This window comes from Azotobacter tropicalis (assembly GCF_059739045.1).
This window is the reverse complement of sequence record NZ_AP046059.1, coordinates 3,132,753-3,149,858: the sequence shown is the minus strand read 5'-3', so window position 1 is coordinate 3,149,858 and position 17,106 is coordinate 3,132,753. Positions and strand designations below refer to the sequence as shown.

Annotated in this window: 13 protein-coding genes; 6 read left to right on the top strand and 7 right to left on the bottom strand. The window is 68.1% G+C overall.

Annotation, left to right across the window (positions count from 1 at the left end; translation table 11 throughout):
• Nucleotides 1-152: 152 nt before the first annotated feature.
• From Atro_RS14830 to Atro_RS14810, 5 genes are all read left to right on the top strand, one after another.
• Nucleotides 153-1,454 carry an MFS transporter gene (locus Atro_RS14830; protein WP_497923439.1) on the top strand — a complete coding sequence of 434 codons (1,302 nt, stop codon included), beginning with the start codon at nucleotides 153-155 and terminating at the stop codon, nucleotides 1,452-1,454.
• A gap of 33 nt (nucleotides 1,455-1,487) precedes the next feature.
• Complete coding sequence (araD1, locus tag Atro_RS14825; protein ID WP_497923437.1) at nucleotides 1,488-2,483, top strand: AraD1 family protein; 996 nt, start codon at nucleotides 1,488-1,490, stop codon at nucleotides 2,481-2,483.
• Nucleotides 2,484-2,646: 163 nt separating this feature from the next.
• Nucleotides 2,647-4,224 carry an aldehyde dehydrogenase (NADP(+)) gene (locus Atro_RS14820; RefSeq protein ID WP_497923435.1) on the top strand — a complete coding sequence of 526 codons (1,578 nt, stop codon included), beginning with the start codon at nucleotides 2,647-2,649 and terminating at the stop codon, nucleotides 4,222-4,224.
• Nucleotides 4,225-4,535: 311 nt separating this feature from the next.
• Nucleotides 4,536-5,810, top strand: coding sequence for an OprD family porin (locus Atro_RS14815; protein WP_497923431.1), 1,275 nt, complete (start codon nucleotides 4,536-4,538; stop codon nucleotides 5,808-5,810).
• Between the two features lie 889 nt (nucleotides 5,811-6,699).
• Entirely contained in the window at nucleotides 6,700-9,270 is a 2,571-nt protein-coding gene (locus Atro_RS14810) for a M10 family metallopeptidase C-terminal domain-containing protein (RefSeq protein ID WP_497927692.1), read from the top strand.
• A gap of 120 nt (nucleotides 9,271-9,390) precedes the next feature.
• Here the strand turns inward: Atro_RS14810 and Atro_RS14805 are convergent, their stop codons facing one another.
• From Atro_RS14805 to Atro_RS14790, 4 genes are all read right to left on the bottom strand, one after another.
• The gene (locus Atro_RS14805; protein ID WP_497923428.1) at nucleotides 9,391-9,648 is read right to left on the bottom strand and encodes a DUF2790 domain-containing protein; all 258 of its coding nucleotides are present in this window, start codon (nucleotides 9,646-9,648) and stop codon (nucleotides 9,391-9,393) included.
• A gap of 209 nt (nucleotides 9,649-9,857) precedes the next feature.
• Entirely contained in the window at nucleotides 9,858-10,580 is a 723-nt protein-coding gene (locus Atro_RS14800; protein ID WP_497923423.1) for an ABC transporter ATP-binding protein, read from the bottom strand.
• Nucleotides 10,573-11,793, bottom strand: coding sequence for an ABC transporter permease (locus tag Atro_RS14795; protein WP_497923419.1), 1,221 nt, complete (start codon nucleotides 11,791-11,793; stop codon nucleotides 10,573-10,575). Before Atro_RS14795 ends, Atro_RS14800 begins: the two co-directional genes overlap by 8 nt.
• Nucleotides 11,794-11,798: 5 nt before the next feature.
• Nucleotides 11,799-12,935, bottom strand: a complete 1,137-nt coding sequence (locus tag Atro_RS14790) for an efflux RND transporter periplasmic adaptor subunit (protein WP_497927691.1) — start codon at nucleotides 12,933-12,935, stop codon at nucleotides 11,799-11,801.
• A gap of 229 nt (nucleotides 12,936-13,164) precedes the next feature.
• On the opposite strand from Atro_RS14790, the gene Atro_RS14785 reads away from it, so the two are divergent.
• Nucleotides 13,165-13,677, top strand: a complete 513-nt coding sequence (locus Atro_RS14785) for a hypothetical protein (protein WP_497923416.1) — start codon at nucleotides 13,165-13,167, stop codon at nucleotides 13,675-13,677.
• A gap of 41 nt (nucleotides 13,678-13,718) precedes the next feature.
• On the opposite strand, the gene Atro_RS14780 is transcribed toward Atro_RS14785, so the two are convergent.
• From Atro_RS14780 to Atro_RS14770, 3 genes are all read right to left on the bottom strand, one after another.
• Nucleotides 13,719-15,365 (bottom strand): glycosyl hydrolase family 28-related protein, encoded by a 1,647-nt coding sequence (locus Atro_RS14780; protein ID WP_497923415.1) that lies wholly within the window; start codon nucleotides 15,363-15,365, stop codon nucleotides 13,719-13,721.
• 221 nt (nucleotides 15,366-15,586) lie between these two features.
• Nucleotides 15,587-16,327, bottom strand: coding sequence for a hypothetical protein (locus Atro_RS14775; protein ID WP_497923413.1), 741 nt, complete (start codon nucleotides 16,325-16,327; stop codon nucleotides 15,587-15,589).
• Between the two features lie 313 nt (nucleotides 16,328-16,640).
• A complete protein-coding gene (locus Atro_RS14770) occupies nucleotides 16,641-16,952 on the bottom strand; it encodes a DUF2790 domain-containing protein (RefSeq protein WP_497923411.1) in 312 nt (103 codons plus the stop codon).
• Between the last annotated feature and the right edge of the window lie 154 nt (nucleotides 16,953-17,106).

The following is a 17,106-nucleotide window of genomic DNA, read 5'->3' as shown; positions in this document are numbered from 1 at the left end:
ATAAAAACAACGCCAGCCGAAATTACCCCTTAATAAGTCAAAATGGAAGGGTTGTTTCGATAAATAGTATTACTATATAGTCCGCTGGCATCGCGAGGGCGGCCCACCGCCCCGCACCCGGTCCTTACAACAACAACTGGAGACCGCAGCACATGAGCCCCGAAACGCGGCTTGTCCGCCAGATCACCGCCAAACTCATCCCCTTCCTGATCCTGCTCTACCTGATCGCCTACATCGACCGCTCTGCGGTCGGCTTCGCCAAGCTGCACATGGGCGCCGACATCGGCCTCGGCGACGCCGCCTACGGCATGGGCGCCGGCCTGTTCTTCATCGGCTATTTCCTCTTCGAGATCCCCAGCAACCTGATGCTCGACCGCTTCGGCGCACGCCGCTGGTTCGCCCGCATCCTGTTCACCTGGGGCCTGATGACCATGGGCATGGCCTTCGTCGACAGCCCGAGCGGCTTCTACGTCATGCGCTTTCTGCTCGGCGCCGCCGAAGCCGGCTTCTTCCCCGGCGTGCTCTACTACATCACCCAGTGGTACCCGGTCCGCCACCGCGGCAAGGTCCTCGGCCTGTTCATCCTCTCCCAGCCGATCGCCATGCTGGTCACCGGCCCGCTGTCCGGCCTGCTGCTGGGCCTCGACGGGCTGAGCGGCCTGCACGGCTGGCAGTGGCTGTTCCTCGCCATCGGCGCCCCGGCGGTGCTGCTGGCCTGGCCGACCCTGCGCCGCCTCCCGGACCGCCCGGACCAAGTGGACTGGCTCAGCGGCGAACAGAAGGCCTGGCTGCTCGGCGAGCTGGAGAAGGATCGCCGGGACTACGGCCAGACCCGCCACGAGAACCCGCTGCACGCCCTGAAGGACAAGCGCGTGCTGCTGCTGGCGCTGTTCTTCCTGCCGGTAACCCTGAGCATCTACGGCCTCGGCCTGTGGCTGCCGACCATCGTCCACCAGTTCGCCGGCGGCACCCTGGCCACCGGCTTCATCTCGGCGGTGCCCTATGTGTTCGGCATCCTCGGCCTGCTGATCGTGCCGCGCAGCTCGGACCGCCTGAACGACCGCTACGGGCACCTGGCGGCGCTGCACGGGCTGGGCGCCTGCGCCATGTTCTTCAGCGCCTGGCTGGGCGCGCCGGTCCTGCAACTGGCCGCGCTGTCGCTGGTCGCCTTCAGCCTCTACTCCATCACCGCGGTGTTCTGGACCCTGCCCGGACGCTTCTTCAGCGGCGCCAGCGCGGCGGCCGGCATCGCCCTGATCAACTCCTTCGGCAACCTGGGCGGCTACCTGGGGCCGTTCGCCATCGGCGCGCTCAAGGAATACACCGGCAATCTGGCCTCGGGCCTGTACTTCCTGTCCGCCGTGCTCTGCTTCGGCCTGCTGCTGACCGGCATCGTCTACCAGCGCCTCGAGCGCCGGCAGGCACAGCAGCCGGCCCACCTGGGCGGCGTCTGACGCGCCCGCCACTCACAAGACGAGGATTCGAAAATGCGCTTTATTCAATTCGAAACGGCCGGCGGCGCGCGTCGCGTCGGCCTGGTGGACGGCGGTCTGGCCCGCGAAATACGGGGTGCGACGAGCACCCGCGAACTGGCCCTGGCGGCCATCGCCGCCGGCCGGAGCCTGGCCGCGCACATCGAGAGCCTGGGCCTGGGTGAGGCCCACGACTATGCCCAACTGCGCGCCGAGCGGCGCGTGCTGGTCCCGCTGGACCACCCGGACCCGGCCCACTGCCTGGTCAGCGGCACCGGCCTGACCCATCTGGGCAGCGCCTCGGCCCGCGACAAGATGCACCAGCACGACGGCGAGGTCGAAGCCGGCATGACCGACACCATGCGCATGTTCCGCTGGGGCCTGGAGGGCGGCAAACCCGCCGCCGGCCAGCCGGGCGCGCAGCCGGAATGGTTCTACAAGGGCGACGGCGGCATCGTCGTACGTCCCGGCGCGGACCTGCCGCTGCCGCCGTTCGCCGAGGACGCCGGCGAGGAACCCGAGCTGGCCGGCCTCTACGTGATCGGTGCGGACGGCACGCCGTACCGCCTGGGCTTCGCCCTGGGCAACGAGTTCTCCGACCACGTCATGGAGCGCCGCAACTACCTGTATCTGGCGCATTCCAAGCTGCGCTGCTGCAGCTTCGGCCCGGAACTGCGCCTGGGCGAGCTGCCGCGCCATCTGGCCGGCGTCAGCCGCATCCGCCGCAACGGCGAGGTGCTCTGGGAGCGGGAGTTCCTCTCCGGCGAGGACAACATGTGCCACAGCCTGGAGAACCTGGAGTACCACCACTTCAAGTACGCCCAGTTCCTCCGGCCGGGCGACGTGCACGTGCACTTCTTCGGCACCGCCACCCTGTCCTTCGCCGACGGCGTGCGGACGCGGCCGGGCGACCGCTTCGAGATCGGCATCGCCGAGTTCGGCGAACCGCTGACCAACGGCATAGCCCCGGCCGCAGACGCCCTGCCGCCCGGCGCCGTCGGCCGGCTGTGAACCGTCCCTCCCATACAGGCGCGACAATCGAACAGTCATACGATGACATTCAACATCTGACGTTGTACAGTTGCCCTGCACACCCCCTGACGCCCCCGCCGGGAAACGCCCCAGGCAGCCCGTCAATAACCGCCAAACCCTTACGGTTAGAGGAGTTGAATCAATGCGGATCGAAGGCAAGAACTACATCGCAGGCACCCGCAGTGCGAAGGGCGACGTCGTCGTCCACAGCGTCGAGGCGACCACGGGCGAAAAGTTATCCTATGACTTCTACCAGGCCACCCCTGAAGAAGTGAACGCCGCCGCCGAGGCCGCCGCCGCCGCCTACCCGGCCTTCCGCGCCCTGCCCGCCGCCCGCCGCGCCGCGTTCCTTGAGGCCATCGCCGCCGAACTCGACGCCCTCGGCGACGACTTCGTCGCCATCGTCTGCCGCGAGACCGCCCTGCCCGCCGCGCGCATCCAGGGCGAGCGCGGCCGCACCAGCGGCCAGATGCGCCTGTTCGCCCAGGTCCTGCGCCGCGGCGAGTTCCACGGCGCGCGCATCGACCGCGCCCTGCCCGACCGTCAGCCGCTGCCGCGCGTCGACCTGCGCCAGTGCCGCATCGGCGTCGGCCCGGTCGCGGTGTTCGGCGCCAGCAACTTCCCGCTGGCCTTCTCCACCGCCGGCGGCGACACCGCCGCGGCCCTGGCCGCCGGCTGCCCGGTGGTGTTCAAGGCGCACAGCGGCCACATGGCCACCGCCGAGTGCGTGGCCGACGCCATTCTCCGCGCCGCCGAGAAGACCGGCATGCCCGCCGGGGTGTTCAACATGATCTACGGCAACGGCGTCGGCGAGGCGCTGGTCAAGCACCCGGCGATCCAGGCGGTCGGCTTCACCGGCTCGCTCAAGGGCGGCCGCGCCCTCTGCGACATGGCCGCCGCCCGGCCGCAGCCGATCCCGGTGTTCGCCGAGATGTCCAGCATCAACCCGGTGCTGCTGCTGCCCGCGGCCCTGAAGCAGCGCGGTGAGCAGATCGCCAGGGAGCTGACCGCCTCGGTGACCCTGGGTTGCGGACAGTTCTGCACCAACCCCGGGCTGATCGTCGGCCTGCGCTCGGCGGAGTTCTCCGCCTTCCTGGAACGGTTCGCCGCCACCATGGCCGACCAGGGCCCGCAGACCATGCTCAACCCCGGCACCCTGAAGAGCTACGAGAAAGGCCTCGCCGCCCTGCACGCCCATCCCAAGGTCAAGCACCTGGCCGGACAGCCGCAGGAAGGCAACCAGGCCCGCCCGCAGCTGTTCCAGGCCGACGTCGCCCTGCTGCTGGAAGGCGACGCGCTGCTCCAGGAAGAGGTCTTCGGCCCGACCACCGTGGTCGTCGAGGTGGCCGACCCGGCCGAGCTGGTCCGCGCCCTGCACGGCCTGCACGGCCAGCTCACCGCCACCCTGATCGCCGAGCCGGCGGATCTGACCGCCTTCGCCGCCCTGGTGCCGGTGCTCGAGCAGAAGGCCGGGCGCCTGCTGGTCAACGGCTACCCGACCGGCGTGGAGGTCTGCGACGCGATGGTCCACGGCGGCCCCTACCCGGCCACCTCGGACGCCCGCGGCACCTCGGTGGGCAGCCTGGCGATCGACCGCTTCCTGCGCCCGGTGTGCTACCAGAACTACCCGGACGCGCTGCTGCCGGAGGCCCTGCAGAACGCCAACCCGCTGGGCATCCTGCGCCTGGTCGACGGCCAGCCGAGTCGCGAGGCGCTGTAAGCGGCCCCCGCTCCCCCGACCGGGAGCGGGCGTCCGTGCACCATGGCTTCACCCGGGGGCGCCCGCCCCCGGCTTCCGTGACGACAACGACAACAACGAACGGGAACACCGCATGACCACTTCGCTCCGCGCGCGCCGCCGTATTCCGCCGCATTCCCACACCTCCGGCACGCCGCCGGGAACGCCGCTCGCCTGATCTGCCAGACCCGGTCACCGTCGCCGGGCTTTCCCCCTTTCGCCCAACGCATCCGCGCCCGCGGAGGGGGGCCTTTTTGCGCCTTTTCCACCGATCTTCGCCGGTAACAACAACAATGAAGAACAGCCTCTCGCCTTTTTCGCTCCGCCAGTCCCCTGCCCTCGCCATCGGCCTGCTCCTGGCCAGCAGCGGCGCCCAGGCCGAATTTTTCGACGACGCCAAGGGCAGCCTGACCCTGCGCAACTTCTACATCCACCGCAACTTCGTCGACGACGGCGCCACCCGCAGCAAGGCCGAGGAATGGACCCAGAACTTCATCCTCGACCTCAAGTCCGGCTACACCGAAGGCCCCGTCGGCTTCGGCATCGACGTCCTCGGCCTCTGGTCGGTCAAGCTCGACGGCGGCAAGGGCACCGGCGGCACCCAGCTGCTGCCGCTCGACAAGGACGGCAAGCCGGCCGACCACTACGGCCGCATCGCCGTCTCCGGCAAGCTGAAATATTCCGAAACCGAGCTGCGCGTCGGCGAGTGGTTCCTGGTGCTGCCGATCCTGCGCGCCGACGACGGCCGCTCGCTGCCGCAGACCTTCCAGGGCTCGATGCTCACCTCCAGGGAGATCAAGAACCTGACCCTCTACGCCGGCCACATCACCGGCAACAGCCCGCGCGACGACGGCAGCATGGAGGACATGACCCTGAACGGCACCAACCCCTACACCAGCGACCGCCAGTCCGACGACTTCGACTTCGGCGGCGCCGAATACACCTTCAACGACAAGCGCACCACCGTCGGCGCCTGGTACGCGCGCCTGAAGGACATCTACAAGCAGCGCTACTTCCAGGTGCTGCATACCCAGCCGCTCGGCAAGGAATGGACCCTCGGCGCCAATATCGGCTACTTCGACGGCGAGGAGGACGGCGAGGCGCTGGAAGGTCATCTGGACAACAAGCTGCTCTCCGGGCTGTTCTCCCTGCGCTACAACGCGCACACCTTCTACCTGGGCCTGCAGCGGGTCAGCGGCGACAGCAAGTGGCTGCGGGTCAACGGCACCAGCGGCGGCACGGCGGCCAACGACAGCTACAACGGCAGCTTCGACAACGCCCGCGAGCGCTCCTGGCAGGCGCGCTACGACTACGACTTCGCCTCCCTGGGCATGCCCGGGCTGACCCTGATGACCCGCTACATCAAGGGCACCCACGTGCACACCGGGAATATCGACGACGGCGAGGAATGGAACCGCGAGACCCAGCTGAGCTACGTGGTGCAGAGCGGCCCGGCGAAGGACCTGATCCTGCGCTGGCGGAACTCGACGATCCGCCGCGACTGGGGGGCGAACAACAAGTTCGACGACAACCGGCTGATCGCCCAGTACCCGATCTCGCTGTTCTAGAGCCGGTTATCCACCCGTTCGTTTCTCGCTCGGCCTGGTGCTGCCAAGGGCTCGATAGCCGTCGGCAACATCAGGCAAGCCACGGCAATGAAGGGGAACCCTGCCAGCGTCGAGGCCGGATCATGAGGCATCTGCCGCCAGAGCAGGCCGCCGCGGGCGATGGGATAGTGCAGCTCAGGCCGACTACTTCGGCCCGATCAATGCCGCTTGGCCGCGCCAGTTCCCTGCGACTACCTTTTCTCCGCGCCTCAAGTACCTCTAATGATGCAGTGGCTCTCGATGAGAGGTTGTCGACATGACCAGGTTGTATTCCGAGGATATGTTTGAATCCGTATGCGTCCCCGATGATCACTTATTGCCTTGTTGGAATAATGAATTTCGAGTGTATGACTGGAAAAGCTACGTCTGCGATGAGTTACGAACTATCTGGGACACATTCACACCCGAGCAAAAGGCTGTCATTGCTGCCAATGCGCATGGAATAGCACAAGGAGAAGAGTGGGCTTAAAGCGCTTGCTCTCAACACAAACCCCGCCACCGAACGGGGTTTGTCGTTTCTGGGCCTGGGCATTCGCCGGGGCTTTCGCTGCCGCACAGGTCCGGCCCGCAACCAGGCGGACAGCCCCGCTTCCTGTTTCGCATGCCACTGCGCAGCCGGCGGCCTCCATCCGTTGTCCATAGGAAGCCCTTGCCGTTCGCCCCTTGGCTGAACCGAACCGGCAAGGGCGAGCGCTTCCCGACCGGAGAAGCCCGTCAAGAACGACAAAGGATGCAAGGACCCTCGAATGGAAATCTCGACACTGAGCAGTAGCGTGCCGAACCCCACGCCCCGCGCCGCCACCGGCAAGATGCTGGTCGATGTGGGGGCCACGACGATTACAGCTACGCCCTGGCCCTGCTGCCCGACGGCAGGATCCTGCTGGCGGGCTACAGCTACGCCCCGCGCAGTTGGAACTATGACACCAGCCTCGTCCGGCTGAACGCCGACGGCACCCTCGATACCGGCTTCGGCGACCTCGGCAAGAGCGTCGTCGACATCGGCGGGAGCGACGGGGGCCGCAGCCTGGCCCTGCAGGCCGACGGCAAGATCCTGGTCGCGGGACTGAGCGCAGACGACTTCGGGGCGATCCGCCTGAACGCCGACGGCAGCCTCGACACTGGCTTCGGCGACGCCGGCAAGGCCCGCGTCGATATCGCCGGCAGTTACGACCAGGCCAATGCCCTGGCCGTGCAGCCCGACGGCAAGATCCTGCTGGCCGGCAACGGCCACAACGGCGCGAACTACGATTTCAGCGTGATCCGCCTGAACGCCGACGGCTCGCTCGACACCGGCTTCGGCGACGACGGCAAGGCCCGCTTCGACGGCGGCGACCACGACTTCGGCTACGGCCTGGCCCTGCAGGCGGACGGCAAGATCCTGATGGTCGGACAGAGCGCCGCCGATATCGGGGTGATCCGCCTGAACGCCGACGGCTCGCTCGACAGCAGCTTCGGCGACGGCGGTAAGGCCATCCTCGATGTCGGCGGGGATGTGGACATCGGCCGCAGCCTGAACGTGCTGCCCGACGGCAAGATCCTGGTGGGCGGCTTCAGCTACGACACCAGCGGCAACTATTACCACTACAACTTCAGCCTGGTCCGCCTGAACGCCGACGGCAGCCTGGATACCGCCTTCGGCGACGGCGGCAAGGCCGTCGTCGATATCGCCGGCGGCAACGACCAGGGCTACAGCCTGGTCCTGCAGGAGGACGGCAAGATCCTGCTCGCCGGGTTCAGTTATCTGCCGGACAAGGGCGACTACGATTTCAGCGTGATCCGCCTGAACACCGACGGCAGCCTCGATACCGGCTTCGGCGACGGCGGCAAGGTCAGCGTCGATCTCGCCCGGGGCTACGACGAGGGCCACAGCCTCGCCGTGCAGCCCGACGGCAGGATCCTGATCTCGGGCCTCGGCTACAACCCCGCCAGCAGCCGCTACGACTTCGCCGTGATCCGCCTGAACGCCGACGGCTCGCTCGACACGAACTTCGGCGCCCTGGACGACGGCATCACCCTCGTCGAGGGCAGCGACGGCAACGACGAGCTGGCCGGCGGCAACGCCCGCGAACTGCTCCTCGCCAAGGACGGCGAGGACCGCCTGGACGGCGGAGCCCGCGACGACATCCTCGACGGCGGCGCCGGACGCGACAGCCTGAGCGGCGGCACGGGCGCCGACCTGTTCCGCGTTTCGAGCCGCACGGACAGCTACCGCACCGACAGCGAGAACTTCGCCGACCGGATCCGCGACTTCGATCCCAGCCAGGACCGCCTCGACCTCTCGGCGCTCGGCTTCATCGGTCTGGGCGACGGCCACGACGGCACCTTGGCCGTGCAGACGAACGACGCCGGCACCCTCACCTACCTGAAGAGCTTCGAGACGGATGCCGAAGGACGGCGTTTCGAGCTCGTCCTGCAGGGCGACTACGCCGGCCTGCTCGGCAGCGGCAACCTGCTCTTCGCGCCGCTGACCCTCGAGGGCACCGGGGCCGGCGACGGCCTGACCGGCAGTCCGGTGGCGGAAGTTCTTGCCGGCGGAGACGGCGATGACCGCCTGCATGGCGCCGGCGGCGACGACCTGCTCGACGGCGGCGTCGGGCACGACCAGCTGATCGGCGGCAGCGGCGCCGACGTATTCCGCATCTCGGCCCGCGAGGACAGCTACCGCACCGCCAGCGGGAACTTCGCCGACCGGATCCGCGACTTCGATCCCGGCGAGGACCGCCTCGACCTCTCGGCGCTGGGCTTCAGCGGCCTGGGCGACGGCCACGACGGCACCCTGGCCGTGCGGGTGAACGAGGCCGGCACCCGGACCTATCTGAAAAGCTTCGAGGCGGATGCCGAAGGGCAGCGTTTCGAGATCGCCCTGGAGGGCAACCTCGCCGACCGGCTCGACGGCAGCAATGTGCTTTTCGCCCCTGTGGCCGTCGAGGGAACCGAGGCAAGCGACCACCTGATCGGCAGCGCGTCGGCGGAAAGCCTCGCCGGCGCGGCCGGCGACGACGACCTGCATGGCGGCGCCGGCGACGACCGCCTCGACGGCGGCCTCGGCCGCGACACCCTGATCGGCGGCGCAGGGACCGACACCTTCGTCTTTTCCGCCCGCGAGGCCAGCTACCGCACCGACGGCGAGGGCTTCGCCGACCGGATCCTCGACTTCGCGGCCGGCGAGGACCTGATCGACCTCTCGGCGCTCGGCTTCTCCGGCCTGGGCGACGGCCACGACGGCACCCTGGCCGTGCAGTTGAACGACGCCGGCACCCTCACCTACCTCAAGAGCTTCGAGGCGGACGCCGAGGGACGGCGTTTCGAGGTCGTCCTGGAAGGCGATTACGGCGGGCAGCTCTCTGCCGACGCCCTCCTGTTCGCCGCGCCCGACCCACTGGAGGTCATCGGCAGCACGCCGCCCGAACAGGTCGGCTGAGGAAGGATCGCGACCGGCCGGGGGCGAGCGCCCCGCCGGCTCGTTGGGTCTTTTCACGCCGGCCGCGAGGCGGCGTTCGTCAGGACCGAAGTGCCGGGCCGGCGGCGGAAGGGGTCCGTATCAGTTGCCCTGGCACCCTTTGCCCATGACGCTGTATTCGACGACGTGCCGCTGGCCCTGATGGTCTTCGTAGACCATGTGCACGGGCACGACTTCGCAGACGTTGCCCGGATCTTCGACGCTGATGACCTTGGCGATGTCCAGCTTGGTGGCGTAGGAGTAATGCTCGACCTTGGGCTGCTCGGCGGCCTGGACCATTGTGCCGCTCAGCAGGGCAAGGGAGGCGGCGGTCATGAAAACGGACAGGAAGCGTTTCATCGGGAATGTCCTAACTGTGCAAACTTTGGAAAGTCTTCAGTCGGAACGAATGACGCTGAAGGCACTGCGCAACCTGCCGGGCCGTTTGCGTGAGCCGGTATCTGCAGGTGTCGCGGCTTTTTCGTAAGCCAGCTATAGATTATTTTCCTAACGGTCCAGGATAAATTCACTGCTTGGCCAAAGGCTTCGTACTTTCCGGAAAGAATCGCTCAGGAAGACGCGGGGCCGGCTGCCTGAGCCGGCGCGCCGACGATCCGCCCGTCCACCAGCTCGACGGTGCGCGGGCAGCCGGCCGCCAGGCGCGGGTCGTGGGTGACCACCAGCACCGCGCAGCCGAACTGGGCGTTGAAGCGGCGGAACAGCTCGAAGACGTTCTCCGCGGTGCGGGTATCCAGGTTGCCGGTCGGCTCGTCGGCCAGCAGCAGGGCCGGATGGGTGACCAGCGCGCGGGCAATGGCGACGCGCTGCTGCTGGCCGCCGGACAGCTCGGTGGCCTTCTTGGCGGCGAAGCCTTCGAGGCCGACCTCGGCCAAGAGGCCGCGAGCGCGCTCGATGTCCGCGGCATCCGGCTTGCCGTGGCGGATCATCAGCGGCATCAGCACGTTGTCCAGCACGCTGAAGGCCGGGATCAGGTGGTGGAACTGGAAGACGAAGCCGATCGCCTCGTTGCGCAGGCGGGTGCGCGCCGCATCGTCCAGTGCGCGGGTCGGCCGGCCCAGCAGGTAGAGCTCGCCGGCGCTCGGGCTGTCGAGCAGGCCGATGAGGTTGAGCAGGGTGCTCTTGCCCGAGCCGGACGGGCCGATCAGCGCGCTCAGCTCGCCGCGCGCCAGGCGCAGGTCGATGCCGTGCAGCACCTCGGTTTCCTGCGGCGTGCCGAGGTTGTAGACCTTGCGCACGCCGGCCAGGCGCAGGACTTCTTCGGGCTCAGACATAGCGGATCGCCACCGCCGGGTCGTAGTGCGCGGCGCGACGCGCCGGCACGGCGGCGGCGAGCACCCCGGTGAGGGTCGCCACCGCCATGGCGCCGGGAATCAGGGTCGGCTCGACGAGGATCTCGAACAGCCGGGCGCCGAAGCGGTTGAAGGCCTGCACCAGCAGCCAGGCCAGCCCCCCGCCGATCCCCGAGCCGAGCAGCCCGAGCAGCCCGCCCTGGAGCAGGAAGACCCGCAGGATCTGCCCGCGCGGGCTGCCCATGGCGCGCAGGATGCCGATCTCGCGGGTGCGCTGGACCACGCTCACCGCCAGCACGCTGGCGATGCCGAAGGCCACCGAGAGGCCGACGAAGAGGCGGATCATCTGGGTGGTCATGGTCTGCGAGCGCAGCGCATTGAGCAGCTCGCCGTTGGTGGCCATCCAGCTCTCGGCCTTCAGTCCGGTGAGCCGGGCCAGGCGCACGGCGATGTCCTCGGCGGCGAAGATGTCGGCGACCTTGGTGTCGATCACCGTCACCGCGCCGGGCAGGTCGAGCAGGGTCTGCGCCTGCTTGAGATCCAGGTAGACGTGGCGGGCGTCCAGCTCGCGCACGCCGAGCACGAAGATGCCGGCGATGTCAACGATCGCCTCGCGTCCCTCGCCGGCATCCAGGCGCAGCTTGTCGCCCAGGTCCAGGCCCAGGTCGTCGGCCAGCTCCTTGCCGATCACCGCATGCCCGGCGCCGACCTCGAAGCGCCCGGCGATCAGATCGTCGGCCACCGGCACCACGCGCTGGTAGCGCTCCGGGTCGATGCCCAGCAGGGCGACGGAAGCCCGCGCCACGCCGCGCCGGCCCATGGCCGGCCCGCTGACCACCGGCGACACGGCGAGGATGGCGGATTCCCGGTCGAGCACGTCGCGCACCTCCTGCCAGTTGCTGATCGAGCGCAGCCGCTGCGGGCGCGGGTTTTCCTGGTCGAGGGCGAGCATTCCGGGCGGCGCGGGCAGCACGCGGTTGACCTCGTCCGGCGGCAGCATGCGGATATGCGCCTGGGTGCCCAGGGTGCGGGCGATGACGTTGCTCTGCAGCCCGGTGACCAGCGCGGTGATGAACACGATCACCGCGCAGCCGACGGTGATCCCCACCAGAATCAAGAGCGTCTGCAGGTAGTTGTCGAGCAGAAAGCGCAGGGCGATCTTCCACTCCAGCCACAGCGATCCGCCCAGGCCCATCGCGCTCACTCCGTCCGCCCCAGGGGCAGCGGCTGCTCGCGCAGGCGCACCCGCGCGCCCTCCGCCGCCGCCACGGCCAGCACCCGGTCGCCGGGCGCCAGACCCTCGAGCACCTCGCTGAGCGCGGTGCCGCGCAGGCCCAGACGCACCGCCACCCGCTCGACATGCTCGCCGTTCAGGCGCAGCACCGCACCGCGCGAGCCGTCGCGTCCCTGCACGGCGTCGTTGGGCAGCACCAGCGCCTGCTCGCGGCGGCCGGTCTCGATGTTCACCGAGACGGTCATGCCCTGGCGCAGGAAGTCGGCCGGCTCGAGCAGGTCCAGGTGCACGTCGAGGGTGCCGCGGCTGGTATCCACCGCCGGCGCCAGGTAACTGACCCGGGCGGCGAGGACCCGCTCGGGGTAGGCGTCGGCGGCCACTTGGGCGAGCTGCCCGGGCTCGACCGGCGCCAGGTCCTTCTCGTCCAGCGGCAGGAGGATCTCGCGGGTGCCCTCGCGGGCGATCTCCAGCAGGGTGCGCCCCGGCTGCACCAGATCGCCGGGCTCCACCGCGCGGGTCTGCACGATGCCGTCGACCTGGGCATGGATGCGCGTGCGCGCCAGCGCCACCCGCGCCGCCTCCAGGCGCTGGCGCAGCACCCGCTCCTCGCTGCCGCCTTCGGCCAGCGCCGCGGCGGCCAGACGCGCCCGCTCGTGAGCCACCCGCGCGGCCGTCTCGGCGCGGCGTGCCTGCTCGCGCTCCTCGGCGGCGATCACCCGGCGCTCGGCGAGCACGTCGCGGCGCTCCCGCTCGCGGCGCGCCTGCTCCAGGTTGGTCCGGGTCTCGTTCAGCAGCGCCTCGGCCTGCGGGCGGGTGGAGCGCAGCAACTGCTCCAGCGCCGCCTCGGCCTCGCGCACCCGGGCGCGCTGCTCGTCGTCGCGCAGCTCGAGGAGCAGGTCGCCGGCGCGCACCGCATCGCCCTCGCGCACGTGACGGACCGCCACCACGCCGGTGATCTCGCTGCCGACCTGGGCAAGGGACTGGCTGCCGACCTCGCCGCTGGCCACCACCCGCTGCACCAAAGGCCGCAGCTCCAGGCGATAGCCGGGCAGCTCGGGCCCGCGCCAATCGCGCCAGAACCAGCCGCCGGCGCTTGCCAGCATCAACGGAACGAACCACAGAACACGCGAACGCAGGGGGAAGGCACCGGCTCTCCTTGAATCCGGCCAGGACGCTCAATCCTGACCGGGCGCCTTGGGCCTGGCAAGCGTCCGCGGGACGCAGCGACCTTTACCCATCTTTACCCTGCCCTGACAGTCCCTTACCGCTGCGACGCCGATAATCCGGCCAACGGCGGGGCAGGCCCCGCCCTCTCTCACCAGGAGGCGCACGATGAAATCCCCCGGTCGACACACGGCGATCGCCCTGCTGCTGGCGGCCCTCTGCGGCCCGGTCCTGGCCGGCCCGCACGACGGTCCCGGCGGTCCCGGCCCAAGCCCCGGCCCGGGCCCCGGTCCCGGTCCTGCCTGGGGCCCGCACGGCCCGGGACACGGCCACGGCCTGCCGGACTACGCCCGCGAGGTGTGGATCGGCAGCACCCTGTACTTCCTCGCCGCCGGCACCTATTACCTGTGGAGCGCCGACCGCAAGCAGTACGTGGTGGTCCAGCCGCCGCCCGCGGTGCCGGCGCTGCCGGCCAACAGCTACGAGGTGATCGCCTACCCGTCGGCCGGGCAGAACCAGGACCAGCAGGCGCGCGACCGCTACGAGTGCCATCGCTGGGCGGTCAACCAGAGCGGCTTCGACCCGTCCACCGCCAGCCAGGCGCCGGCGGCAGGCACCGCCGACTACTACCGGCGGGCGCTGGGCGCCTGCCTGAACGGACGGGGCTACAGCATCAACTGATCCCGCTCCCGTGGCGGCGCACGCCGGCGGCAACGGGCACGTCAGGCCACCGGATCGCTCTGCGCGCTGCTGCCGACCACCTCCAGCTCCGTGGCGCTGCCGCTCTCGCCGAAGACGAAGCTGGCCTCGCTCAAACCGGCATGGTTGCCGTCCAGGGCGACCTCGAAACGCTTGCCCTGCTCGTCGGCCTCGTAGCTCTTGAGGTAGGTGCGCGAGCCGGTGCCGTTCAGCTGCACGGCCAGGGTGCCGTCGTGGCCGTCGCCCAGGCCGGAGAAGCCCAGCGCCGAGAGGTCGATCAGGTCCTCGCCAGCCGCGAAGTCGAGGATCAGGTCGGCCAGGCTGGAACTGCCGGTACGGTAGCTGTCCTCGCGGGCGGAGAAGACGAAGGTGTCGGCGCCCTCGCCGCCGGTCAGCCGGTCGCGTCCGGCGCCGCCGTCGAGCAGATCGTCGCCGCCCCCGCCGTCCAGGCGGTCGTCGCCGGCAGCGCCGAGAAGCTGCTCGTCGGCCTCGCCGCCGGCCAGCACATCGTTGCCGTCGCTGCCCTGGACGAGCACGGGAGACGAATCGGCCACCGTCGAATGGCTCCCGGAGAGTTGCACCGCGGCGACCTTCCCGCCGCTGATGTCGTTGTCCCGCAGGGTGGTGTAGTCGCTGCCGTCGTTGCGCTCCTGCACGGCGTAGTCGGCGTTGGCCGAGGCCTCGATGAGGTTGCCCTCGATCCAGGCGTTCAGGGTTTCGTAACGCTCCCCGGTGACCTGGCTGTCGTCGAAGGCCTGCAGCAGGACCTCCGGGTAGCTGCCGTTCTGCGCGTTGTCGTGGATCCGGTTGTCGAGAAGCTGCACGTCCTCCGCCCCGGAGAGGCGCACGCCGGAGGCGCCGTTGCCGTAGACCTCGGCGTTCTGCAGGGTGACGTCGTGGGTCATCTTCAGCAGCACGCCTTCCAGGGCGTTGTCGTGGTAGGCACCGCCGTCGATCAGGATATTGGCCGGCTGGGCGATATCCTCCATGCCCCGCTGGATCGCCAGGCCATTGCCGCCGTTGCCGTAGGCGACGTTGTTGCTCAGGGTGAAGTCGTGGGTGCTGGTGACCACGTTGAAGCCGTGGCGGTCGTTGTTATAGGAAACGTTGTTCTCGAAGGTGCTGTCGATCAGGTAGTCGGCGACGAAGCCGTCGAGGCCGTTGTCGTGGGCCACGCTGTCGCGGATCGTCAGGTTGACGGTCTGCTCGTGGGGGTCGAAGCCGTAGCCGGACATCTCGCGGACCTCGACCCGCTCGACCGTGACGTTGCGGTCGGCGCCGTCCTCGCCGGGGATGTAGCCGGTATAGAAGCCGTCGATCCGGCCGCTGGTGTTGTCGCGGTTGCCGTCGAGGGTCAGGTCGCTGATGCCGTAGTCGTGCGTCTGTTCGCCATTGGCCGAGCGGATCATGCCGGTGAGGTTCTGGTCCCAGCCGTCGACCAGCTTGATCACCGTCTCGCCCATCCCGGCGCCGACCAGGTAGACGTTGCTCTTGATCATCAGCGCGCCATCCGACGACTTGTCGCCGCCGCTGACCCGGTACTCGCCGGCCGGCAGGTAGACGGTCCCCCCGCCGGCCTTGTAGGCGGCGTCGATCGCCGCCTGGATGGCATCCGTGTCGTCCGTCCTGCCGTCGCCCTTTGCCCCGAAATCCTTGACGTTGAAATCCATTTGCTTCGCTTCCGTATCCAGAATGCGTACTTGAACGCAATGTGAGGGAGAGGGACGGAAACAGCCGACTGCCCGAACAAGCCATCCCGGCCCGTGACATCGTCGCGATTACTGAACACCGCACTTCCCGTGCGCCCCGAAGGCACGTCGGAGCGGCCGAACCATGGACGCTCCTTTCCGACCGCCGGAAAGCGCTTCGAGTTCTTTGGCCGAAGGGTCGTTCAGAACTGGCGCACGATGCGCAGGCCGGCCTCGGCGAGCGCCGACTCGCCGCGCGCCTTGCTGGCTCCGAGACCGAACTGGACGTTCACCGCCCGGCTCAGTTTGTAATGAACCTGGGGCATCAGCAGGACATGCCCCTCATGGCCGCTGCGATAATTGAGCTCGACCCCGAGCACCGTGTTTTCGCTCGCGTCGTAAAAGGTCGAATGGTTGACGATCAGCTGATTGCGCCTGCTGGCGCCGGACCAGCTGATATCGGCCAGCCCGAGCATGCTCATGGTGCTCCAGCGCGCGTTGAATCGGTGGCCCAGCGTATAGACCAGGGTGTTGAAGTATTTGTGCTGCTCGCGGTCGTAGATGTTCATGTATTGCACGCCGTGGGCGGAGCGTCCCTGGTTGAAGGTGCCGAGCGTGGCCTGCAGCCCCAGCTTGTATTCGCTCAGCCGGTCGTCTTCGAAGGGAAACTCGAACTCGACGGCCCAGCCGTCGGCAAAGGCATATTCCGCCTCCGGCGCCCATTCGGTTTTCTGATCGGACTCCGACAAGGGGCCGCTGGCGAGCACATTGGCTTCCAACTCGCCCTGCTTCGCGCCGAGCGGACGCATCATGTCGAAAACCATCGGTTCCGGAATATGCGGATAATCGCCGGCTTCGCCGGACGACGCCTGTGCAATCGATCCAACGGTGGACGACAACACGCCCACGACCGGCCATAAACATACGAACCGAAGCAACTTCACTGCAAGTCTCCAGACAACTTTTTAAGACATGCAGCTTTATATCAACCCAAACTGAAACAGGACTTAATGGAGGCGCACCGATAAATATCCCCACACACCTTCAAGACGGCGACAGGGCTTTATCGGGCACAAGGAAGTTATGCGCCGAAGTTGTCGTAAATTATTGCAAGACGAACGAAGGCCAGGGGATCTGGCAATTCGCCTGGCCTTCGGAATATCGAACTTGGCAAGTCGCCGATACGCTTACTGCAACTTCGCGGAGTGGACCGTCACAATACCCACCTTATATTCGGTCGAGCCGAAAGTTCGAACTTCAGCCCTGGCAACCACCGCCCATGACCTGATAACGCATGGCATGCATACCGCCCTGGGAGTCTTCGTAGGTCATGACGGCCGGCGTCACCCCGCAAACCGACGAATCGCTCTTTATGGAAATGACTTTGTGCACGTCCAGTTTCTCGCCGGAGCGGTAGTCATGGGCCTCGACGACCGCTTCGCCATTGCCGGGCTGGACAAGCTGGAGATCGGCGGTCAGAGGGTCGGGACGCTCTTCGGCGGCAGAAGCAGCATTGCTCATGGCCATGAAGGGAACCGCGGCCACCATCAGAACAGCCAAGGATTTCATCATCGTTCTCCCGTTGCATCAGGCGATGCCGGTCCCTTCACCGGGTTTGCCCGGCGATGCCTGTTTGAAAACTGGAATGTTCCCGAGGGACTTTTTCCGTCGCTCTGGAGATTATTCTAGAAGTTCGGCGCCTTTCGAATAAGCGCCTTTTCGA